Source organism: Streptomyces sp. NBC_00775, from assembly GCF_036347135.1.
Classification (GTDB): Bacteria; Actinomycetota; Actinomycetes; order Streptomycetales; family Streptomycetaceae; genus Streptomyces; species Streptomyces lutosisoli.
This window is the reverse complement of sequence record NZ_CP108938.1, coordinates 4,105,095-4,127,752: the sequence shown is the minus strand read 5'-3', so window position 1 is coordinate 4,127,752 and position 22,658 is coordinate 4,105,095. Positions and strand designations below refer to the sequence as shown.

Here is a 22,658-nt window from a genome sequence, read left to right as displayed (position 1 = left end):
TGGCCTGGCGTTCGAAGAGTGTTCGAAGCCAAGAGGGTGTTGGGCGGCTGTATGGCGGCTGTTACGCCACTGTCAGGCCGTCGGTCTGGGTGCCGGAGCCGACTCCTGGCTCCTCCATGTCGAGCGCCTGCCGTATCCCTGCCGCCACGGCGGGATGCACGGGCAGGGCGAGATGGCCGACTCCGCTCACGCGTACGTTCTGCGCGAGCAGGTCCGGGTGGTCGACGCAGGCCGTCTCCAGCGGGTCCATCAGATGGTCGAGATCGCTCCAGAAGCTCACGAAGTGCGTACGGCAGCCCGGTGCGGGCTGGCGCAGTTCCTCGATGACCTCGGAACCCGGGCGCATCTGGCGGACGATCGGGTGCGCGTTCATCAACGGGGCGACACGGGTGCCCGAGTGCGGGGTGCCGAGCGTGACGAGGGTGCGTACATGGAGGTCGCCGCCGAGGCACTGCACGTAATAGCGCGCGATCAGTCCGCCGAGGCTGTGCCCGACGATGTCCACCCGGTCGTGACCGGTGCGCTCACATATCTCCTCTATGTGGCGGCCGAGCAGCTCCGCGGCGGTACGGATGTCGCAGGTCAGCGGTGAGTAGTTGAGCGACTCGACGTGCTGCCTGCCGTGCTGGGCGAGGTTGCGGCGCAGCAGGACGAAGACCGAGCGGTTGTCGATGAAGCCGTGCAGCAGGACGACCGGGGGCTTGACCTCGGTGGGCAGCCGGGCGGCGTCGGGCGAGGGGAGGGCGGGGGTGGTGCGGCGCTCCGGGGTGATGCCCGAGGGGTAGAGGAGGAGGTGCCCGGCGAGGATCGCGAGCTCCAGGGCCGTCGCCTTCAGGAGGGTCACCGAGAGTCCGGCCAGTCTGCTCGGAAACAGGAGCTGACAGAGGGGGAGAAGGGGCGACGCCGCCCTGGTGACCTTCATGGCCGACCTCCAGTCGGCACGCGGAGGACCGCTCTGTCCCCCGTGTGCCCTCATGGAAAGCCACGGTGGCGGTGACGGCGGCGGCCGACGGTGCGTGTGCGGCACGTGAGGTGCCGGTTACGCTACGGGGTTGCCCTGCCGGGGGGTGTGAGGGTCGCGATGGATGGCGCGACGGTACGAGGGGCGCGACCGTCGCGGATTCCCGTCGTTCCGTCGTTCCGCAGTTCCAAGTTCCATCGTCCTCGTGCCGGCGTGGCCCCTCGCTGTCGTGCCGTTGCCGTTGTGCCCCACCACCACGGTGTCCCGCTGACGGTGCGGTGGTGCGGCCACCTGGTCGCGGCTCTCCTTGCGCAGGCTCCGGTTGTGGCCCCTGTGCCACAGATCCATGCGGCACGTGTGCCGCAGGATGTGGAGTGTGCGCGGCTAACTTGTCCCAGTGTGTGATTTCCCCCTCGGTCTCCACCGCGAAACTGCCCATTGCGGGATGCTGGCGATAACGTTCGTTCACTTCCCCGGCGGGTTTGGCGCGGGATGCCAGTGCTGGGTGGTGTATCCGGTGTGGTGGGCGGCGAAATATGCGAAATGTGTAGGTTTTCGGTAGTCGGCAATCGGTAGTCGATAGTTAGCGGTTCGTAGTCGCCTTTTAGCGGTCCGTAGTCGGTCGCTAGCGGTCCGTAGCCCGTAGTCAGTAGTCAGCGGCCATGTGTCGGTAGTCGGTACAGGTTGATGTAGTCCGTTCATGGAGGCAGTGATGGGTGTGGCAACCGGTCCGATCCGCGTGGTGGTGGCCAAGCCGGGGCTCGATGGCCACGATCGGGGGGCCAAGGTGATCGCGCGGGCGTTGCGCGACGCCGGTATGGAGGTCATCTACACCGGCCTCCATCAGACCCCCGAGCAGATCGTCGACACCGCGATCCAGGAGGACGCCGACGCGATCGGTCTCTCGATCCTCTCCGGCGCCCACAACACGCTCTTCGCGGCCGTCATCGAGCTCCTCAAGGAGCGCGACGCGGAGGACATCAAGGTCTTCGGCGGCGGCATCATCCCTGAGGCGGACATCGCGCCCCTCAAGGAGAAGGGCGTCGCGGAGATCTTCACGCCCGGGGCGACGACTGTGTCGATCGTGGACTGGGTACGGGCGAATGTCAGGCAGCCCGCAGGCGCGTAGCGCCTCCGGCGGGGGCGCGGGTGACTCTTTCGCTCCCGCCGCTCCTACCCGCCCCGTCCCTGAGTTGTGTGTCGTCCGCGGGCGGGTGGGGGCTGGGCGCGCAGTTCCCCGCGCCCCTAAAAGAACCCGGGGCCGGCCGGGGCGACGGGGCGCAGCCCCGAGCCTTCAGGGGCGCGGGGAACTGCGCGCCCAGCCCCCACCCACCCGCAGCCAAACGAACAACCCCCACCCACCCCCACGGGGTCGAAGGGGCGGAGCCCCTGGCGATGGGACGGGTAGGGGCGGCGGGGGCGAAAACCGCCTCATGGCCCCGCGAGCTCTGATGCCATGGTCGCGCGCAAACGCAGTGTGGTGACAAGGCGCTGGAAGGCCTCGGCCCAGTAGCTGCCGGCTCCCGGCGCGGTGTTCTCCGACTCGTCGGGCACAGAGGTCAGCCCATCGAGCCGCACAGCCTCCCCCGGATCGAGACACCGCTCGGCCAACCCCATCACCCCACTGAAGCTCCACGGATAACTCCCGGCATCCCGCGCGATATCGAGCGCGTCGACCACGGCCCGCCCCAAAGGCCCCGCCCAGGGAACCGCACACACCCCGAGCAGCTGAAACGCCTCGGACAACCCATGCGTCCCGATGAACCCCGCCACCCACTCGGCCCGCTCCCCGGCCCCCAACGTGGCCAGCAGCTTCGACCGTTCCGCAAGGGACACCGCCCCCGGCCCGCCGGCCTCCGGCGCGGAGGGTGCCCCGAGGAGCGCCCTGGACCACCCGGGATCACGCTGCCGCACCGCCGCCCGGCACCACGCGGCATGCAACTCGCCCTGCCAGTCGTCCGCCACGGGCAATGCCACGATCTCCTCCGGCGTACGGCCCCCGAACCGACCCGGCCACGTCCCGAGCGGCGCCGCTTCGACCAACTGGCCCAGCCACCAGGACCGTTCGCCCCGCCCCGTTGGAGGCTTCGGCGCCACACCGTCCCGCTCCATGCCCGCGTCGCACTCGTGCGGTGCCTCGACGACGATCGTGGGCGTGCCTCGCATACGGTCGACGGCCACGCACGAACCGGCCCGGGCCGCCATCCGCGCGGCGAGCGCGGAACCCGGCAGCGCGGACAGCAACTCCGCCGCCGTCGCCCGTACATTGCGGCTCCGGTCGGTCAGCGCCCGTTCCAGGAACGGCTCGTCCGCCGCGCACAGCCCCGACCGCAGCGAGTCGAGGAACATCAGCCGGTCCTCGGCCCGCTCCGTCGCCCAGGTCGTGGTGAGCAACTCGCGTGCGGCGTCGGGTTCCTTGGCCCGTATCGCCGAGAGCAGCGCGACCCGCTCGGCGAACAGCCCCTCCTGCCACAGCTGTTGTACGCGCTCGGCCTCCTCCGGTCCCGGCAGCGCGGCCCCGCCGCCCGGTGCGGAGCGCAGCGCGAAGCGCCACTCCTGGTTCAGCCGCGCCAGCCAGAACGCCCGTGGCCCCGCGAAGGCCAGGGCCGCCGGCCGTAGATCCGTACGTCCCCGGGCCGCGTCGAGCAGCGCGGGCAGGGCCTGTGGGGGTGCCGCGAATCCGCGGGCGTTCGCGAGCGTGAGCCACTGGGGGAGCAGCTCCATGAGGTCCGGCGCCGTCCCCCGGCGGCCACCGCCTCCCGCGCCGGGCCGGTCCGCCAGCAGTATCGCCAGCCTGCGGGCCGCCGCGGGTGGCAGGGCCGGCCGGGGATCCCGCGCCGCCGGCTCCGGACGGGCCGCCGCCCGGGCGGGCCGCACTCCGGCCCGCCGCCGCAGCGTCTCCACCGCGGCCGCGTCCAGCAACGCCACCGGAGCCTCCCGCCCCGGCCCCCACCCCGGAGGCGTACGCCGCTCGGTCCCGAGCAATGCCACGGTGACGAGCTCCTCCCAGGAGCCGCCGGCGGGCGCGCCCGCGGAGGCCGAGGTCGTGTTCATGAGCGTCCTTTCCGTACGGAGTTGGTGGGCGCAGAGGTGATGGGCACGGTGGTGATAGGCGCGGGGTTGGTGGGCGCGGAGGTGACGGGCACGGTGGTGATAGGCACGGGGTTGGTGGGCGCGGAGGTGATAGGCGCGGAAGGGGGCGTCGCGGAGGTGCTAGGCGCGGAAGCGGGCGTCGCGGATGTGATGGGCACTGAGGTAGTAGCCACGGATGTGGTGATCACGGACACGCCACGGGTGGTCGGGGCATCCGGGGCATCCGGGGTCGTCAGGGTGCCCGGGCTGCGTAGGACGCCCGGGGTGCCCAGGAGGCCCGCGATGGTCAGCACAGCGGCACCGCTTCCCCCGCGCCCTCCGGCCAGGCCGTCAGTGGAGTGAAGCCGCGGTGGCCGCACTCGCCGAAGACCGTGACGGGGGCGCCGCCGGAGAGGGCGACGAGCCGCCACAGGTCGGGGCGGGATCGGGCGGAGTGCGTGAGGGGGAGGGCCAAGCCGCCCTCGGCATCCGCGAGTTGCCAGGTGTCGCCGTCCGGGGTGGGGACGACCCGGTCCAGGGTGACCGGGCAGGAGTCCAGCCAGGGGTCGGCCCGCAACGCCTCTCCGTAGCGGGCGGCCGCCTGGGGTGTGGTCAGCCCTGGTGGCCGTATCGCCGCGGGTGTGGGAGGCGTGAACTGCTCGCCCAGCGCGGCCCGCAGCTGTCCGGCGCCCGGATACGAGGACACCTCCGCCTCGAAGGCCAGCCCCACGGGCAGCGCCAGCTCCGGTGCGCGGCCGGCCGCGCCGTAGGAGAGGAGCAGGACCGTGCGGCCGGACTCCGTGCCGTACAGCCAGATCCTGCGCGTCGTGAGACGGGCGTCCGCCGTGTCGTACTGGGCCAGGACCAGCCAGCGGTCCCGCAGCGGCGGGCCGTCCGCCGAGCCGGACAGCCCGACCCGTGAACGGACCGTCGCGGCAAGGTCGTCCGACAGCCGCTCGCGTCGCAGCCAGCCCTGGTCGAGGAGGTGGAGCAGCGCGCACTCCTCCAACAGTCGCACCGGCCAGCCCGGACCGGACGACGGGATCGCCCCCAACTCCCTTACGCGCGCGGCCAGACCGGGTGCCTGCGCGTCGACCATCCGGGCCGCCGTCTCCTCCCACATCCCATACCCCTCCCGCTCGGCCGAGGCGAGGCCGCCGCGCAGCAGATCCGCCAGCCGCTGCTCCAGCTCCGCCGCCCCCGCGGTGATCCGCTCGGCCCGCCGCTCCGCCCTGCGCCGGGCCGCCTCCGGGTCACCCGACGGCGCGGCTCCAGATGCCCCGCCCGCCGTCGTCCTCTCCTGTGCGCGCTTCCTTCTCCCCTCTATCCACTGCTCCGCCCAGTCCGGCGCCTGCCCCGGCGACACCGAGCCGTCCGCGCCCGCCCAGAGCAGCAGCAGCCCCAACGCGTGCTTGCACGGGAACTTGCGGCTGGGGCAGCTGCACTTGTAAGCGGGCCCGGTGGAGTCCGCGATGTCGATGACCGTCTGATACGGCTTGCTGCCACTTCCCCTGCACAGTCCCCACACCGTCCCCTCGTCAGAACTGCCTGCCTCGGACCACGGTCCGGCCGCGCCGAGTTTGCTCCCCGCCTTGCGTGACGCGGCGTCAGGCGCCAGTGCCAGCACCTGATCCGCCGTCCAGCGCACCGCCTGCTGAGTCATGTCATCGAAGGTAGATCCCGCCACTGACAATCGGCCCTCGCGAGCGCGTTTGTGCAGGTCAGAGCGCATTGTCAGTGGCGTGGTGCACGGTGGTACCAGATCCGAACCGGCCGAGCTGGAGGGGGACCGAGCCATGTCCGTGTCCGTTGAACCGACGTCCGTCGATATGCCTGCGGGAGAGCGCGCGGAAGCGATCGCGGACGAGCCGGGCGAGGCGCTGCGACCGCACGCCGAGCATGCCTTCGCGGCCGAACTCGCCGCGCTGGCAACGCAGGACGACCGGCCCCGCCCGGCCCGCTGGCGGCTGTCGCCGTGGGCGGTCGCGACCTATCTGCTGGGCGGCACCCTGCCGGACGGCACGGTGATCACTCCCAAGTACGTGGGACCGCGCCGCATCGTCGAGGTCGCCGTCACCACGCTCGCCACCGACCGGGCGCTGCTCCTGCTCGGCGTGCCCGGCACCGCCAAGACCTGGGTGTCCGAGCACCTGGCCGCCGCGGTCAGCGGCGACTCGACGCTGCTTGTGCAGGGCACGGCCGGCACCCCGGAGGAGGCGATCAGGTACGGCTGGAACTACGCGCAGCTGCTCGCGCACGGACCCAGCCGGGACGCCCTCGTGCCCAGCCCCGTCATGCGCGCCATGGCCGAGGGCATGACGGCCCGGGTCGAGGAGCTGACCCGAATCCCGGCCGACGTACAGGACACGCTCATCACGATCCTGTCGGAAAAGACGCTGCCGATACCGGAGTTGGGCTCGGAAGTGCAGGCCGTCCGCGGCTTCAACCTGATCGCCACGGCCAACGACCGCGACCGCGGGGTCAACGAACTGTCGAGCGCGCTGCGCCGCCGCTTCAACACGGTGGTGCTCCCGCTGCCGGAGAGCGCCGACGCCGAGGTCGACATCGTCTCGCGCCGCGTCGACCAGATCGGCCGCTCCCTCGACCTGCCTGCCGCGCCCGACGGCACCGTCGAGATCCGCCGCGTCGTCACTGTCTTCCGCGAGCTCCGGGACGGGCTCACGGCCGACGGGCGTACGAAGCTGAAGTCGCCCAGCGGCACCCTGTCCACCGCCGAGGCCATCTCCGTCGTCACCAACGGCCTTGCGCTGGCCGCCCACTTCGGCGACGGCGTCCTGCGGGCGAGCGACGTCGCCGCCGGCATCCTCGGCGCCGTCGTCCGCGATCCGGCGGCCGACCGCGTCATCTGGCAGGAGTACCTGGAGGCGGTCGTCCGCGAGCGGGACGGCTGGAAGGACTTCTACCGGGCCTGCCGGGAGGTGAGCGCATGACGGTCTTCACCGCGGGGCCGTTGCTGCTGGGGGTGCGGCATCACGGCCCCGGGTCGGCGCGGGCGGTGCGGGCCGCGTTGGAGGCGGCCGCTCCCCGGGTCGTGCTGATCGAGGGACCCCCGGAGGCGGACGCACTCATCCCGCTCGCCGCCGACAAGGAGATGCGGCCCCCGGTCGCCCTCCTCGCCCATGTCGTGGACGAGCCCGGCCGCTCCGCCTTCTGGCCGCTGGCCGAGTTCTCACCGGAGTGGGTGGCGATCCGGTGGGCCCTGGACCACGGGCTGCCGGCTCGCTTCATCGACCTTCCGGCGACGCACACGCTGGCGTGGGGCAAGGAGGAGCCGCCGCCCGAACCCGACCGGCCCGCCGGCGAACCCGGCCTGCCCGCTGACGAGCCCGACCTGTCCGCGGACGAGGCAGTGCGGATCGACCCCCTCGGTGTACTCGCCGAGACGGCCGGCTACGACGATCCCGAGCGCTGGTGGGAGGACGTGGTCGAGCACCGAAGCGGGGCGGGGAGCGATCCGTTCGCGCCGTTCGCCGTGCTCGAGGAGGCGATGGGGGCGCTGCGGGAGGCGTACGGGGTCGGGGGACACGACCGGGACCTGGTCCGGGAGGCGCACATGCGACTCCAGCTGCGGGCGGCGCAGCGGGAGTTCGGCGACGAGGTGGCCGTGGTGTGCGGGGCCTGGCACGTGCCCGCGCTGCGGCAGAAGACCACGGCCGGCGCCGACCGGGCGCTGCTCAAGGGGTTGCCTAAGGCGAAGGCCGACATGACGTGGGTGCCCTGGACGCACCGCCGGCTGGCCCGGATCAGCGGGTACGGCGCGGGCATCGACTCGCCGGGTTGGTACGGGCATCTGTTCGCCGCCCCCGACCGACCCGTCGAGCGCTGGATGACCAAGGTGGCCCGGCTGCTGCGCGACGAGGACCGGATGGTGTCGTCCGCGCATGTCATCGAGGCGGTGCGGCTGGCCGACACGCTCGCCGCGATGCGCGGCCGCCCACTGCCGGGACTGACCGAGACCACCGATGCCGTACGGGCTGTGATGTGCGAGGGCTCGGACGTGCCGCTGGCGCTCGTGCGGGACCGGCTCGTGGTGGGCGATGTGCTGGGGGAGGTGCCGGAGTCCGCCCCCGCGGTGCCGTTGCAGCGCGACCTGGCGCGGCTCCAGCGCCGGCTGCGGCTCAAACCGGAGGCACTGGAGCGGGAGCTGGAGCTCGACCTGCGCAAGGAGACCGACGCCGAGCGCAGCAGGCTGCTGCACCGGCTGCGGCTCCTCGGCGTCGAGTGGGGCGAGCCCTCCGCGTCGCGGAGCAGTACCGGCACCTTCCGGGAGACCTGGCGGCTGCGCTGGGAGCCGGAGCTGTCGGTGCGGGTCGCCGAGGCCGGCGTGTGGGGCACGACGGTAGTCGCCGCCGCGACGGCCAAGGCCGAGTCGGACGCCGTCGCCGCGCCCTCGCTGGCCGATGTCACGGCACTGGCCGAGCGCTGTCTGCTCGCCGAACTCCCGGATGCCTTGCCCGTGGTGATGCGGGTCCTCGCCGACCGGGCCGCCCTCGACGCGGACGTCGGCCACCTCGCCCAGGCCCTGCCCGCCCTGGTCCGCTCCCTGCGGTACGGCGATGTGCGCGGCACGGACACCCACGCCCTGACCGGCGTCGCGGTGGGCCTCGCCGAGCGGATCTTCGTCGGCCTCCCCCCGGCCTGCGCGGCCCTCGACTCCGAGGCCGCCGAGGACATGCGCCGCCATGTGGACGCGGTGCAGGGGGCCGTGGGACTCCTGGGGGAGACGTCCACGACGTCACCCGGTGGCGCACAGCCGTCCGGCGACGGACCGGCGTCCCGCGGTATACGCGGCCGCTGGCACTCCGTGCTCCGGGTGCTGGCCGGGCGCGACACCGTGCCGGGGGTGATCCGCGGGCGGGCCGTACGACTGCTGCTGGACGAGGGCGAGTTGGCGCAGGACGAGGCCGCGCGTCTCATGGGCCTTGTGCTGTCGCCGGGGACGGCGCCCGGGGACGCGGCCGCGTGGATCGAGGGCTTCGTCGGGGGCGGCTCCGGCGGCGGGATGCTGCTGGTGCACGACGAGCGGTTGCTCGGCCTGGTGGACGCGTGGCTGACCGGGGTGCCGGCGGAGGCGTTCACCGATGTGCTGCCGCTGCTGCGGCGGACGTTCTCGGCGTACGAGGCGGGCGTGCGCAGGACGCTGGGCGAGCTCGTCCGGCGTGGGCCGGGAGCGCCGGGGCGCACCGCGGCCGCCACCTCCGGGATACCCGGGTTCGCCCCCGACCTCGACCGCGAGCGCGCGGACGCCGTACTGCCGGTGCTGAGCCTGCTGCTGGGGCTGGACGAGCCCGACGACGGCGACTCCGAGGACAGCGATGCCGACGAGAACGACGCCGACTACAACGCCGACAACAACCTTGTGGAGGTGGCCCGATGACCGCAGTGCCGGTGGACGCGCCGGGCACGGCCCGTACGGCCGATGTGCGCGACGAGCGGCTCCGGCGCTGGCGGCTCGTGCTCGGCGGTGACGAGGCGGACGGCACCGGATGCGTGCTCGCCGGGCAGGACGCCGCGATGGACGGGGCGCTCAGCGCGCTGTACGGGAAGGGGGGCAAGGGGCAGCCCGGGCGGGACCGTTCGGCGGGGCTCGGGGCGTCGGCGCCCTCGGTCGCGCGCTGGCTCGGGGACATCCGGACGTACTTCCCGTCGTCTGTCGTCCAGGTCATGCAGCGCGACGCCATCGACCGGCTCGGGCTGTCCACCCTGCTGCTGGAGCCCGAGATGCTGGAGGCGGTGGAGGCCGACGTCCACCTGGTGGGCACGCTCCTCTCCCTCAACAAGGCCATGCCGGAGACAACGAAGGAGACCGCGCGGGCCGTCGTGCGCAAGGTCGTCGAGGATCTGGAGAAGCGGCTCGCCACCCGCACCCGGGCCACACTCACCGGAGCCCTGGACCGCAGCGCCCGGATCAGCAGACCCCGCCACCACGACATCGACTGGAACCGCACGATCGCGGCGAACCTGAAGCACTACCTGCCCGAGTACCGCACGATCGTGCCCGAGCGGCTGATCGGGTACGGGCGCGCCTCGCAGTCCGTGAAGAAGGAGGTCATCCTCTGCATCGACCAGTCGGGATCGATGGCGGCGTCCGTCGTCTACGCCTCCGTGTTCGGCGCCGTCCTCGCGTCGATGCGGTCCATCTCCACCCGGCTCGTGGTCTTCGACACGGCGGTCGTCGACCTCACCGACCAGCTCGACGACCCGGTCGACGTCCTCTTCGGCACCCAGCTCGGCGGCGGCACGGACATCAACAGGGCGCTGGCGTACTGCCAGTCGCAGATCACCCGGCCCGCCGACACGGTGGTCGTGCTCATCAGCGACCTCTACGAAGGGGGCATACGGAACGAGATGCTGAAGCGGGTCGCGGCGATGAAGGCGTCCGGGGTGCAGTTCGTGACGCTGCTGGCGCTGTCCGACGAGGGGGCGCCCGCGTACGACCGTGAACACGCGGCGGCGCTCGCGGCCCTGGGCGCACCGGCGTTCGCCTGTACGCCCGATCTGTTTCCCGAGGTGATGGCGGCGGCGATCGAGAAGCGGCCGCTGCCGATACCGGACACCAGGTGAGGGGAATGGCAAACCCGGACATGCATACCCATCGGTAACAGGGGACTTGCGCAACCTCGGGAGCCCCGTGCGAGGATCGACGCGGCCTCAGAGCCTTCACCCGGCAACCCTCACCCGCCGTCGCGCACCATCCGCCGCCGTCACCCGCCTTCGCACGGGAGGACCCTCCCCCTTGACCCTGTCAGCCGCACTGCCCGGTGCCGCTCTGCGCGTGATGCGTACGGCGGCCGGACGGCGTGCGCTGCAAGTGGTGCTGCTGGTGGGCGGGTTGTTCGCGCTCGGGTTCCTCTGCGGGGAGCAGGCGCACGCCGCCGACGGGGTGGTGCCCACGACTCCGGCGCGGGTCGTCGGGTCGGTGAAGAGTGCGGTGGGACAGGCCGTCGAGCCGGCCTCCGACGCCTCGAAGGCCAACCCGAAGGCCAACCCGAAGGCCAACCCGAAGACCAACCCGAAGGTTGACTCGACCCCCTCCAGCGGCGTCCAGCACGTCACCGGGACGGTCGCGCACGTCACCGACACCGCTCGCCGGATCAGCCGGCCGGTCGGCGACAGCGTCGTCCCGCCGGCCGCCGACAGCGTCGTACGGCCGGTCGGTGGTCTGGTGAAGACGGTCACCGGTGGGCTGGCCGAAGCCCCGCCGGAGGTGCTGCCGCCCCTGCCGGGCCTGCCCGTGCTCCCTGGTGCGGGTGCGCCGACTCCTCCGGCCGCTTCGGCGCCGCAGGCGTCGAGCGGGGTGACGGGGCAGCCGAGCGCGACGGTCGCGCACGACGTGGGGCGGCGACCGGACATATCCGCCACCCCCGCCGCGTACGGCCCGAGCGGCCCCGGCGTGGACATCGGTGACGGTGTCGCCGTGCGCCGTGACCACGGCGGCGTACGGCCGGGACAGGCCCCCGCTCACCAGGCACCCCCCGGCGACCCGACCGGTGCGCTGGGCGACCGGTCCGCGGTCAGCGACGGTGCGCCGCGGCACGGCGATCCGCATGCCGTCACTTCTGACCACCGGGCGCCGCTGCGGCTCGCGCCCGGTGCCTCCGCGGTGATGGCCGCGGCCGAGACCCGGGACAGGTACCGGGACATTCCCGTTTTCCCCGGCTAGGGCAGCCCTTCCCCCGCTGAACGACCTGCCGCGCGGGGGCGGAACAGGTCTGCCCGCCGTCCGGACACCTCTCCGATCCCCGGACGGACGCCCCGGAATTCGCCGGAAAGCACCGCGAATTCCCGGAATGTCCCGAACTCTCGGAATCCCGAAGGATCTGACGTACCCATGAACAAGAACATCCGCCGTTCCATCGTCATAGCCGCCGGTGTCACCGGCGCGTGGGCGCTCGGCTCCGCCGTCGCCAGCGCGGACGAGCTGCCCTCGTCGTCCCTGTCCACTTCCGACGTGAGTGTCGACCTGACCGACACCGTCGGCACGGTCACCGACACCGTCGACGGCGTCGTCGGGAACGTGACGAACGACGTGCAGAGCACGGTCTCCGGCGTCACCCACGGCGTTACCGACGGCTCGGCCGTCGACGGCGCGACCTCGACCGTCACGGGCACCGCCGCCAAGGCGCAGTCGACGGCTACCACCGTCACGTCCACCGCCCAGAAGGCCGCGCCGGTGAAGACCGCGGCCACGAAGACCGCCGACCACGCCCGCCGCTACGTCGACGCCGAGGTCTCCTCCGTGACCCCTCTCTCGCAGGCCAAGGCCGCCGTTGCCGCCACCGCGGAGCACGGCACCGGCAAGGCCCGGGAGACCGTCGCCGACGTCAGCGCCCCGCAGGACGAGATCGACTACCTGTTCGGCCCCCTCGCGGCCTTCGCGCCGGAGCTGGAGGAGGCCCTCGCCGGGGCGCAGAGCAGGCTCGCGGCCGCCCAGCGCACTGCCGCCGCCGTGCCGTCCGCCGCGCAGACCAAGGTCCAGCAGACCGTCGCCACGGCAGGAAACACCGCAGGAAACACCGCAGGAAACACGGCGGGCGACACGGTGACCGGCGCCCGCAGGACCGTCACCGGCGCCCCCGCGCAGGTCCAGGGCGCCGTCGGCACCGCCACCGGCCTCGCGATCCCGGTCGTCGACGAGACCGCCGCCGCCGTCCTGCCGCCGGTCGCCGCCACCGCCGTCCACGGCGTCACCCCGGTCGTGGACCACGCCGTCGGACACGCGACGGCACTGGCGTACGGCGCCGTCGGTGACGTGCGGCCGTTCGCCGGAGGCCTCGTCGGGCAGGTCGCCGACGACACCGTCGCCGCCGTCCTGCCGCCCGTCGCCGCCACCGCCGTGCACGGTGTCGTCCCGGTCGCCGGGCAGTCCGTCGGGGACACGGGCGCGCTGGCGTACGGCGTGGCCGGTGACGTCCAGCCCTTCGCGGGCGGTGTCGTGGGCGACGCGGGAACGCTCGCGTACGGCGTCACGGGCCAGGTCGCCCCGTTCGCGCAGGGTGTCGTCGGCGACGACGTGCGGCCCTTCGCCGGGGGTGTCGTCGGCGCGGTGCGGCCGGTCGTGGACCTCGTGCAGCCGGTCGTGGCGGGCGTCGGGGGCAGTGCCACCGGGCTGGCGTACGGCGTCACGGGCGACGTGCGGCCGTTCGCGGGCGGTGTGATCGGTGAGGCCGACCCGTTCGCGGGTGGTGTCGCCGGCCAGGCGGGTGCCCTCGCGCAGGACCTGACCGGAACCGTCGAGGCGACCGGCGGCCCCCTCGCGGGCAACGCCGTCGGCGGCGTCCAGGGCGTGGCCGACTCGGTCGCCCCGAGCTACCTGCACGGCGCCCAGTACGGCACGTACAGCATCTGACGCCCACCCGCCTGGCCGTACGACGGCGTACGACGACGACCGGCGAAGCCGTCGCACGGCACACGAACGACTCCGCGGGGCCACACACCCGGACGGCCGAAACCCATCGGTCCGTCCGGCCGAAACCTCGCGGATGGGCCGGGTGGTCCCCATTGGGGTGGGGACCGCCCTCCCTGGGCCCCTTCGGGGCCCTTCGAGGGGCCTCACCAGGTAAACCCCAGCCTGGTGAGGCCCGCTCTGTGACAGGTATCACCGCTCATCTGTGAGCTGCGATTTAGGGACGCGCGGGAAGCGGCGATAACCTGCGAGACGGACATGCCGCGCGCTCGGACACCGTGTGCGCCACCCTTGTGACAGCGGACGTCACGTTGCCCTTCGCGGCACGCCCACGCATCCAACGAACCGCGAGATCACTGATAGGGACGGACGCGCGTGGACCTGTTCGAGTACCAGGCGAGGGACCTCTTCGCCAAGCACGGTGTACCGGTGCTGGCCGGTGAAGTCATTGACACGCCTGAGGCAGCCCGCGAGGCGACCGAGCGTCTTGGCGGCAAGTCCGTCGTCAAGGCCCAGGTGAAGGTCGGTGGCCGTGGAAAGGCCGGTGGCGTGAAGCTCGCCGCCACCCCGGACGAGGCCGTCGCCCGCGCGACGGACATCCTCGGCATGGACATCAAGGGCCACACGGTCCACAAGGTGATGATCGCCGAGACCGCGCCCGAGATCGTCGAGGAGTACTACGTCTCGTACCTCCTCGACCGCACTAACCGCACCTTCCTCGCCATGGCGTCCGTCCAGGGCGGCGTGGAGATCGAGGTCGTCGCGGAGGAGAACCCCGAGGCCCTCGCGAAGGTCCCGGTCGACGCCAACGAGGGCGTCTCGATCGAGAAGGCCCGCGAGATCGTCGCCCAGGCGAAGTTCCCGGCCGAGGTGGCCGAGCAGGTCGCCGAGATCCTGGTGACGCTGTGGGACACCTTCATCAAGGAGGACGCCCTCCTCGTCGAGGTCAACCCGCTGGCCAAGGTCGCCTCCGGCAAGGTCATCGCCCTTGACGGCAAGGTGTCCCTGGACGAGAACGCCGAGTTCCGCCAGCCGGACCACGAGGCGCTCGTCGACCACGCGGCGGCCAACCCGCTCGAGGCCGCCGCCAAGGCCAAGAACCTCAACTACGTCAAGCTCGACGGCGAGGTCGGCATCATCGGCAACGGCGCGGGTCTCGTCATGAGCACCCTGGACGTCGTCGCGTACGCCGGTGAGAACCACGGCGGCGTGAAGCCGGCCAACTTCCTCGACATCGGCGGCGGCGCCTCCGCCGCGGTCATGGCGAACGGCCTGGAGATCATCCTCGGCGACCCGGACGTCAAGTCCGTCTTCGTCAACGTCTTCGGTGGCATCACCGCCTGTGACGAGGTCGCCAACGGCATCGTCCAGGCGCTTCAGCTGCTCAAGGACAAGGGCGAGGAAGTCACCAAGCCCCTGGTCGTGCGCCTCGACGGCAACAACGCCGAGCTGGGTCGCAAGATCCTGTCGGACGCCAACCACCCGCTCGTGCAGCGCGTGGACACCATGGACGGCGCGGCCGACAAGGCCGCCGAGCTGGCCGCGGCCAAGTAAGGGACGAGGGAAAACCACAGCCATGGCTATCTTCCTCAACAAGGACAGCAAGGTCATCGTCCAGGGCATGACCGGTGCCACGGGCATGAAGCACACCAAGCTCATGCTGGCCGACGGCACGAACATCGTCGGCGGTGTCAACCCGCGCAAGGCGGGCACGTCCGTCGACATCGACGGCACCGAGATCCCCGTCTTCGGCACGGTCGCCGAGGCGATGGAGAAGACCGGCGCCAACGTGTCCGTCCTCTTCGTGCCGCCGGCCTTCGCGAAGGCCGCCGTCGTCGAGGCGATCGACGCGGAGATCCCCCTCGCGGTCGTCATCACCGAGGGCATCGCCGTCCACGACTCCGCCGCCTTCTGGGCGTACGCGAAGTCGAAGGGCAACAAGACCCGCATCATCGGCCCGAACTGCCCCGGTCTCATCACCCCGGGCCAGTCGAACGCCGGCATCATCCCGGGCGACATCACGAAGCCGGGCCGCATCGGCCTGGTCTCGAAGTCCGGCACGCTGACGTACCAGATGATGTACGAGCTCCGTGACATCGGCTTCTCGTCCGCCGTCGGCATCGGTGGCGACCCGGTCATCGGTACGACGCACATCGACGCGCTCGCCGCGTTCGAGGCCGACCCCGACACCGACCTGATCGTCATGATCGGTGAGATCGGCGGCGACGCCGAGGAGCGTGCGGCGGACTTCATCGCGAAGAACGTGACGAAGCCGGTCGTCGGCTACGTCGCCGGCTTCACCGCGCCCGAGGGCAAGACCATGGGCCACGCCGGCGCCATCGTCTCCGGCTCCTCCGGCACGGCCGCCGCGAAGAAGGAGGCCCTCGAGGCCGCCGGTGTCAAGGTCGGCAAGACGCCGACCGAGACGGCGAAGCTGGCGCGCGAGATCCTCGCGGGCTGAACTTCTTAGCGTAATTCAGCTGAACGCCGGTGGGCCCGCACCCCTTGTTGGGTGCGGGCCCACCGGCGTTGGCCCACAGAAGCACCGGTACGGGCCTCAGCGGCGTCGGCAGTCCGAGCGGCGTCGCGGCCTCACCAGTTCTCCGGGACCAGCCTTTCCGGGCCGTTGACCGTCTCCGACTTCAGCTTGGCGTGGAGTTTGAGCTCCGCGTGGGACAAGGGGCCCGGGGCGGCCCGAGGGGGTACGCCCTGCACCGTTTCGCCCGGGGCCAGCGGCGCCTCGTAGTGGTCCGGGGCCGTCCGGAGCGTCAGCGTCGTGGCGCCGATGAGGAGGACCGTGAAGGCGATGGCCGCGCGGGTCCAGTGCCGGGCGCGGCGTTCGCCGCCCCAGCGGACCGTGCGGGGCTTCGCCGCCCGCAGCCGCTCGATGCTCGCGAGTTCGGCGAGCCGCCGGTGCAGTTCCTGAGGCACCGCCAGCTCCGGCAGGCGCGCCGCGACGGCCGCACGCGCATGCAGCAGCCGGCCCGCCGCCGCGGGCGTGCTCGCCTCCGTCTCGGCCGCGGTCTCCGGCAGATCGAGCCCGACCCCGTCGTACAGCAGCAGCGTGCGCCGGTACACGGGCGGCAGCTTCAGGAGTACGTCGAGCAGCGCGCGGTCGGCGGCATCGGCGGGCGGTGCCTCCGGGTGCCGGTGCCGCAGGCGCATCCGGTGCCAGGGGGAGAGCGCGTACTCGTACGCCGTCGCCCGCACCCACCCGGCCGGATCCCGGTCCACGGCCACCTCGGGCCAGCGGTGCCAGGCCAGTTGAAAGGCCTTCTCCACGGACTCCCGTGCCAGCTCACGCCGCCCGGTGAGCAGATACGTCTGCCGTACGAGGGCGGGGGCGCAGAACGCGTACAGGGCGTCGAAGGCCTGAGTGGGCGTCAGCGAAGGCACCGGGAGCGCGGATTCCACGCCCTCGGGCGGCTGCTCCTCGGCGCGTTCGGCACGTTCGGCACGTTCGGCACGTTCGGGGTGATCGGGGTGATCGGGGTGATCGGCGTGATCGGCGTGAGGTGTCGCGCCGGCGCCCACCAGCGCCGGAACGGCCTGCTCGTGACGAACGGTCACCTCGGCCCCGGTGTCAGCGGGCTCGGTCGGCTCGGTCAGCAGCTGTACGTACGCTTCCCGTGTGCTGCCGCGCGGTGTCGTACGGCCGGTCTCCCACGAGCGCACCGTCTCGTGCGTGACGCCCACCCGGGCGGCGACGTCGGCCTGAGTCAGCGACTTGGCCTCGCGCAGACGACGGCGCTCATGGGGGGCAGGCATCGGGGTAGCGGGGCTCCGCGTCATGTCGCACCCCACAGGGCGCCCCCTCGTACGAAAAAGTGCATAGCTGCATATTGAGCGACACATCCGTAGTTCGCCTGTTACGACGAGAAAGCGCGTGTCGTTGGGACCATGACGGTCGTGACCCAAATGACCGACCGCAGGCTGTCGTTGTCGCCCCTGCTCACACGGATGCGCGACCGATCCCCCGGACTGGCCGCCAGCTTCCTGGGTGGCGCCCTCGCGGCGGGGCTCGGACTCGGCTCGTTCGCCGTCCTCGTCATGGTGCTGTGGATCAGCTCGCCGTACCCGGACAGCGGACCGGGCGGAGCGCTGCACATGGCCGCGGCCCTCTGGCTGCTCGCCCACGGGGTGGAGCTGATCCGCACCGATACGTTGTCGGGCCTGCCCATGCCGGTGGGCGTGACGCCGCTGCTCCTGCTCGTGCTGCCGGTGTGGCTGCTGCACCGGGCGGGGCGCGACGCGGCCGACGCCGAATCCGAGGCGCCGCCGCGCACCGCGTGGGCCGGGGTCGTCGCGGGCTATCTGTCCGTGGGAGCGGCCGCCGCGCTGTACGCCTCGGGCGGCGCGCTGCGCCCCTCCTGGGTGTGGACCGCCGTATGCCTGCCGCTGCTTGCCGCGGGCGCGGCCGGGGCGGGGGTGTGGACGGCGTACGGGCGTCCGCGGGGGCCGATGCCGGCGTGGGGACGGCGGTTCGCCGAGGCCCCGCCGCTGCGTCCGCTCTCCGGCGTACGTCGTTTCGTCGCCGGCGCGGACGCCCGGCTCCTCGGGGGTGCGGTGCGGGCTGCCGGGGCCGGGGCGGCGGCGCTGGTCGGGGGAGGAGCCTTGCTGGTGGCGGTGTCGCTGGTGTGGCACGGGGGGACGGCTCGCGACTCGTTCCTCCAGCTCACCGACGTGTGGTCGGGGCGATTCGCCGTCCTGCTGCTCTGCCTGGCCCTGGTGCCGAACGCGGCGGTGTGGGGGGCGGCGTACGGGCTCGGGCCCGGGGTCGTGCTGGGGGCGGGGCATGTCGCGGGGCCACTGTCGGCGTCCGCGCCCGGGCCGCTGCTGCCCGCGTTTCCGCTGCTGGCGGCGGTGCCGGGGGCGGGGGTGCCGTTGAGTTGGGCGAGCGGGGTGGTGCCGGTGGCCGCGGGGGTGACGGTGGCGTGGTTCGCGGTGGCTGCGGCCGTGCCCGGGGGTGGGGCCGCGGGGCGGGACGAGGCTTGGTCCCGGCGGCGGACGGTTGCCGCCGTCGCGCTGGCCGCCGGGTTGTGCGGCGTCGCGCTCGGGCTGCTCGCCGCGTTGGCCGGGGGGCCGTTGGGGGTGGCTGCGCTGGCTCGTTTCGGGCCGGTGTGGTGGCAGGTGGGGGCTGCGACGGTGGTGTGGACGGGAGTGGTGGGGGTTCCCGTGGCGGTGGGGGTGCGGGGGTGGAGGCTTCGGGAAGCTTGGGGCGGAGGGGCGCGGGGTCCTTTGTCGCGGCCTTCGCGGCCTTCGCGGCGCGCGTGGTTGTCGCGGTCGCGGGGGGCCGGGGCCGGTCTGCCGTCGACGTCGCCGCCGGTTGCCGCGCAGCCTCAGCCCCAGCCTTTTGCCGAGGTGCCGGACCCCCTGCTTGACCCCTTCGAACCGTACGAGTTCCTTCCCGCCGACCCCACGGTTTCCCCCTGGCGCGAGGACGCCTCCCGCGAGGCCCGCTGGGCGGCTCTGAAGGAGGCCTCCGCTCCTCCGGAGCCGACGGATCCGACCTGAGGTCCTGGGTGAGTTCCTCGCCCCCGCCGCCCCTACCCGTCCCATCCCTGGGGGCTGCGCCCCCAGACCCCCCTAAAAGATTGCGCAGTTCCCCGCGCCCCTAAAAGGGGCGCGGGGAACTGCGCAATCTTTTGGACCAGCCCCCACCCACCCGCGGCCAAAGAACCGGCCTACGGGGTCTGGGGCGGAGCCCCAGGGACGGGATCAGCCTTGCGTCCCCAGCAGGCCGCGCAGCTCCTTCGGCAGGAGGTCGTTGCAGGACTGCTTCGCCGCGTTCGTGAGGGCGTCATTCGTACAGGAGTAGTAGTCGCTGTAGACGAGGTGCGCGGTGAAGGTCGCCGCGACCATGACGATGGCTAGCGACGCGGTGACAAGCCCGCTCACCGCGGCGGTCGTCTGGGGACGCGCATTCGGATCGGGCGCCGGCGCATCCGGGTCCGGAGTACGGGGCTTGGCCCGGAGCGCACTGCCGCCCCAGTACAGAGCGAGCGCACCGAGCAGCAATGCCACATACGGCCAGTTGAAGAGGGCGAAGAAGAACGCCCACATGCCGGAAAGCAGGGCATAGCGTGCACGCCGCTGCGCCGGGTCCGTCGGATCCCAGCGCATCCCGGTCCCCGGCCCTCCCGGACCATCGCCGGACCCTTCCGGACCACTCGGACCCTGCGGAGCCCCCGGCCGGTCACCGAAACGGCCGCCGGTCGAAGGCCCGGGCTGCCGGTCGCTCCACTGGCTGCCCCACGGGGACTGCCCGTTCTGGCCGGCCCCGCCGTTCTCGTCCGCACCCTGCCCGCTCGCGGGCCGCCTCGGCTGCCACGGCCGGTCGGGAGTCCCCTCGGGCGGCGGCGCGAACGGATTGTCGTCCGAGTCGGGAGCGTCGGGACCCGTCCCGCCCGAGGAACCGTTTCCACCCGCCGAGCCGTTTCCGCCCACGGGGCCACGTCCGCCTGCGGAGCCGTTCCCGCCCGCCGGCACGTCCCCGCTCGACCGCGGCGGGGTAGACGAAGGGCGCTGCTCGCGCAGCAGGAGCGGAGGGAGTCGGAGACTGCGGTCCGGCATCAGGTGTGCGTCTTCCCCTTGGTGGTTCTGGCGGGCGGCGTGTCCACACAGCATCGTGCTCGCGACGCGCGCCCCGAGCTTCTGCACTCCGGGCTCACACCCTGAGCGTCATACCCAGGGTTCGTACCCCGGGCAACGTGCCCCGGAGTCGCGCCCCGGGGATTCCTGCCCAGGGCTCGCGCCCCGAGCGTGCGTACCCGTCCCGGGTCAACGTCCCGCGCACGCAGGGCGTTCCCCGTGCTGGACGGTGTTCCCGGGTGGATCCTCCCCAGACGCTACCTTCCGGCCACGCCCCCGTCCCGTGGGGGCTGCCCGGTGTGCCGGTATCGTTGCTGACGGTCGGCCGGTTCGTAGACTTCCCCGTATCCCGGGGCGCGAAGCATTCGTACGACCGTACAAACGCTCCCCCGAGAAAGGGCCCCGCCGTGGCCAAGACCAAGCGCCTCGTCGTGCTGGTCTCCGGATCAGGTACGAATCTGCAGGCATTGCTCGATGCCATCGCGGAGGAAGGACCCGAGGGCTACGGGGCCGAGATCGTGGCCGTGGGCGCCGATCGCGACGGCATCGAAGGGCTCGCGCGTGCCGAGCGGGCGGGGATCGCCACCTTCGTCCGACGCGTCAAGGACTACGACGGCCGGGACGAGTGGGACCGCGCGCTCACCGAGGCCGTCGCCGCCCACGAGCCCGATCTCGTCGTCTCCGCCGGGTTCATGAAGATCGTGGGGAAGGAATTCCTCGCCAGGTTCGGGGGGCGGTTCGTCAACACGCATCCCGCCCTGTTGCCCAGTTTCCCGGGGGCCCACGGCGTACGCGACGCGCTCGCGTACGGCGCGCGGGTCACCGGATGCACCGTCCACTTCGTCGACGACGGCGTCGACACCGGACCGATCATCGCTCAGGGCGTGGTGGAGATCCGGGACGAGGACGACGAGAGCGCTCTGCACGAGCGCATCAAGGAAGTCGAGCGAAGGCTGCTCGTCGATGTCGTGGGGCGGCTCGCCCGCAACGGCTATCGCATTGAGGGACGAAAGGTAGTTATCCAGTGACCGCCGACATCACTGTCACGGCCGAGAGCAACCAGCGGGCCATTCGTCGCGCGCTCGTCAGCGTCTACGACAAGACCGGGCTGGAGGACCTGGCTCGCGGGCTGTACGAAGCCGGTGTCGAGCTCGTCTCCACCGGGTCCACCGCCGCGAAGATCGCCGCGACCGGCGTCCCCGTCACCAAGGTGGAGGAGCTGACCGGCTTCCCCGAGTGCCTGGACGGCCGCGTCAAGACCCTGCACCCGAAGGTCCACGCGGGCATCCTCGCCGACCTGCGGCTCGACAGCCACCGTCAGCAGCTCGCCGAGCTCGGCGTCGAGCCGTTCGACCTCGTCGTCGTCAACCTCTACCCGTTCCGCGAGACCGTCGCCTCAGGCGCGTCGCCCGACGAGTGCGTCGAGCAGATCGACATCGGCGGTCCTTCGATGGTCCGTGCCGCCGCCAAGAACCACCCGTCCGTGGCCGTCGTCACCAGTCCGGCGCGGTACGGCGACGTCCTCGCCGCCGTCAAGACCGGCGGCTTCGACCTGCGCACCCGCAAGCGGCTGGCCGCCGAGGCCTTCCAGCACACCGCCGCGTACGACGTGGCCGTCGCCTCCTGGTTCGCGGACGACTATGCGGCCGCCGACGAGAGTGGTTTCCCCGACTTCCTCGGCCACACCTACGAGCGCAAGAACACCCTGCGCTACGGCGAGAACCCGCACCAGGGCGCCGCGCTCTACGTCGACGGCACGGGCGGCCTGGCCGAGGCCGAGCAGCTGCACGGCAAGGAGATGTCGTACAACAACTACACGGACACGGACGCCGCGCGCCGTGCCGCGTACGACCACGAGGACCCCTGCGTCGCGATCATCAAGCACGCCAACCCGTGCGGGATCGCGGTCGCGTCGAACGTCGCCGAGGCGCACCGCAAGGCGCACGCCTGTGACCCGCTGTCCGCGTTCGGGGGTGTCATCGCCGTCAACCGGCCGGTGACGAGGGAGATGGCGGAGCAGGTCTCCGAGATCTTCACCGAGGTCATCGTCGCGCCCGAGTACGAGGACGGCGCCCTCGAAGCCCTCACCAAGAAGAAGAACATCCGCGTGCTGCGCGCCCACAAGGCGCCCGCGAACCCGGTCGAGGTCAAGCAGATCGACGGCGGCGCGCTGCTCCAGGTCACCGACCGCCTCCAGGCCGACGGCGACAACCCGCACAGCTGGACCCTGGCCACCGGCGAAGCCCTGAACGAGGGCGAGCTCGACGAGCTGGCCTTCGCCTGGCGGGCCTGCCGCGCGGTCAAGTCCAACGCGATTCTCCTCGCCAAGGACGGCGCCTCGGTCGGCGTCGGCATGGGCCAGGTCAACCGCGTCGACTCCGCGAAGCTCGCGGTCGAGCGTGCGGGCGCCGAGCGTGCCCGTGACTCCTACGCCGCCTCGGACGCGTTCTTCCCGTTCCCCGACGGATTCGAGATTCTCGCTGAGGCGGGCGTCAAGGCCGTGGTCCAGCCCGGCGGTTCGGTCCGTGACGAGCTGGTCGTGGAGGCCGCGAAGAAGGCGGGCGTCACGATGTACTTCACGGGGACGCGCCACTTCTTCCACTGAGC

At 72.3% G+C, this 22,658-nt stretch carries 16 protein-coding genes; 11 read left to right on the top strand and 5 right to left on the bottom strand.

Features of this window, described 5'->3' with window-relative positions; all coding sequences use genetic code 11:
* Positions 1-61: 61 nt before the first annotated feature.
* Entirely contained in the window at positions 62-922 is an 861-nt protein-coding gene (locus OIC96_RS18285) for a lipase family alpha/beta hydrolase (RefSeq protein WP_330306799.1), read from the bottom strand.
* 751 nt (positions 923-1,673) lie between these two features.
* Between OIC96_RS18285 and OIC96_RS18280 the strand changes: the two genes are divergently transcribed.
* A complete protein-coding gene (locus OIC96_RS18280) occupies positions 1,674-2,090 on the top strand; it encodes a cobalamin B12-binding domain-containing protein (protein ID WP_330306800.1) in 417 nt (138 codons plus the stop codon).
* A gap of 302 nt (positions 2,091-2,392) precedes the next feature.
* On the opposite strand, the gene OIC96_RS18275 is transcribed toward OIC96_RS18280, so the two are convergent.
* Positions 2,393-4,015 carry a DUF5691 domain-containing protein gene (locus OIC96_RS18275; protein ID WP_330306801.1) on the bottom strand — a complete coding sequence of 541 codons (1,623 nt, stop codon included), beginning with the start codon at positions 4,013-4,015 and terminating at the stop codon, positions 2,393-2,395.
* Positions 4,016-4,340: 325 nt separating this feature from the next.
* Positions 4,341-5,696 (bottom strand): SWIM zinc finger family protein, encoded by a 1,356-nt coding sequence (locus tag OIC96_RS18270; RefSeq protein WP_330306802.1) that lies wholly within the window; start codon positions 5,694-5,696, stop codon positions 4,341-4,343.
* Between the two features lie 133 nt (positions 5,697-5,829).
* Here OIC96_RS18270 and OIC96_RS18265 point away from each other — a divergent pair, with 133 nt between their 5' ends.
* The 7 genes from OIC96_RS18265 (at position 5,830) to sucD (ending at position 15,921) form a co-directional block, all read left to right on the top strand.
* Positions 5,830-6,984 (top strand): ATP-binding protein, encoded by a 1,155-nt coding sequence (locus OIC96_RS18265; RefSeq protein WP_330306803.1) that lies wholly within the window; start codon positions 5,830-5,832, stop codon positions 6,982-6,984.
* The gene (locus tag OIC96_RS18260; protein WP_330306804.1) at positions 6,981-9,431 is read left to right on the top strand and encodes a DUF5682 family protein; all 2,451 of its coding nucleotides are present in this window, start codon (positions 6,981-6,983) and stop codon (positions 9,429-9,431) included. Before OIC96_RS18265 ends, OIC96_RS18260 begins: the two co-directional genes overlap by 4 nt.
* The gene (locus tag OIC96_RS18255) at positions 9,428-10,618 is read left to right on the top strand and encodes a VWA domain-containing protein (protein ID WP_330306805.1); all 1,191 of its coding nucleotides are present in this window, start codon (positions 9,428-9,430) and stop codon (positions 10,616-10,618) included. Before OIC96_RS18260 ends, OIC96_RS18255 begins: the two co-directional genes overlap by 4 nt.
* Before the next feature lie 172 nt (positions 10,619-10,790).
* The gene (locus OIC96_RS18250; protein WP_330306806.1) at positions 10,791-11,717 is read left to right on the top strand and encodes a hypothetical protein; all 927 of its coding nucleotides are present in this window, start codon (positions 10,791-10,793) and stop codon (positions 11,715-11,717) included.
* 168 nt (positions 11,718-11,885) lie between these two features.
* Positions 11,886-13,403: a hypothetical protein gene (locus OIC96_RS18245; protein WP_330306807.1), complete on the top strand. Its 1,518-nt coding sequence runs from the start codon at positions 11,886-11,888 to the stop codon at positions 13,401-13,403.
* 432 nt (positions 13,404-13,835) lie between these two features.
* Positions 13,836-15,014, top strand: coding sequence for an ADP-forming succinate--CoA ligase subunit beta (gene sucC, locus OIC96_RS18240; RefSeq protein WP_330306808.1), 1,179 nt, complete (start codon positions 13,836-13,838; stop codon positions 15,012-15,014).
* 22 nt (positions 15,015-15,036) lie between these two features.
* Entirely contained in the window at positions 15,037-15,921 is an 885-nt protein-coding gene (gene sucD, locus OIC96_RS18235; RefSeq protein WP_060901445.1) for a succinate--CoA ligase subunit alpha, read from the top strand.
* 131 nt (positions 15,922-16,052) lie between these two features.
* Here the strand turns inward: sucD and OIC96_RS18230 are convergent, their stop codons facing one another.
* Entirely contained in the window at positions 16,053-17,252 is a 1,200-nt protein-coding gene (locus OIC96_RS18230) for a helix-turn-helix domain-containing protein (RefSeq protein WP_330306809.1), read from the bottom strand.
* A gap of 108 nt (positions 17,253-17,360) precedes the next feature.
* Here OIC96_RS18230 and OIC96_RS18225 point away from each other — a divergent pair, with 108 nt between their 5' ends.
* The gene (locus tag OIC96_RS18225) at positions 17,361-18,974 is read left to right on the top strand and encodes a cell division protein PerM (protein WP_330306810.1); all 1,614 of its coding nucleotides are present in this window, start codon (positions 17,361-17,363) and stop codon (positions 18,972-18,974) included.
* Positions 18,975-19,178: 204 nt separating this feature from the next.
* Here the strand turns inward: OIC96_RS18225 and OIC96_RS18220 are convergent, their stop codons facing one another.
* Positions 19,179-20,033, bottom strand: a complete 855-nt coding sequence (locus OIC96_RS18220) for a hypothetical protein (RefSeq protein ID WP_330306811.1) — start codon at positions 20,031-20,033, stop codon at positions 19,179-19,181.
* A gap of 425 nt (positions 20,034-20,458) precedes the next feature.
* Between OIC96_RS18220 and purN the strand changes: the two genes are divergently transcribed.
* Positions 20,459-21,079 carry a phosphoribosylglycinamide formyltransferase gene (purN, locus tag OIC96_RS18215; RefSeq protein ID WP_330306812.1) on the top strand — a complete coding sequence of 207 codons (621 nt, stop codon included), beginning with the start codon at positions 20,459-20,461 and terminating at the stop codon, positions 21,077-21,079.
* On the top strand, positions 21,076-22,656 hold the full coding sequence (purH, locus tag OIC96_RS18210) for a bifunctional phosphoribosylaminoimidazolecarboxamide formyltransferase/IMP cyclohydrolase (protein WP_406502012.1): 1,581 nt from the start codon (positions 21,076-21,078) through the stop codon (positions 22,654-22,656). The genes purN and purH overlap by 4 nt, the downstream gene beginning before the upstream one ends.
* Positions 22,657-22,658 lie beyond the last annotated feature (2 nt).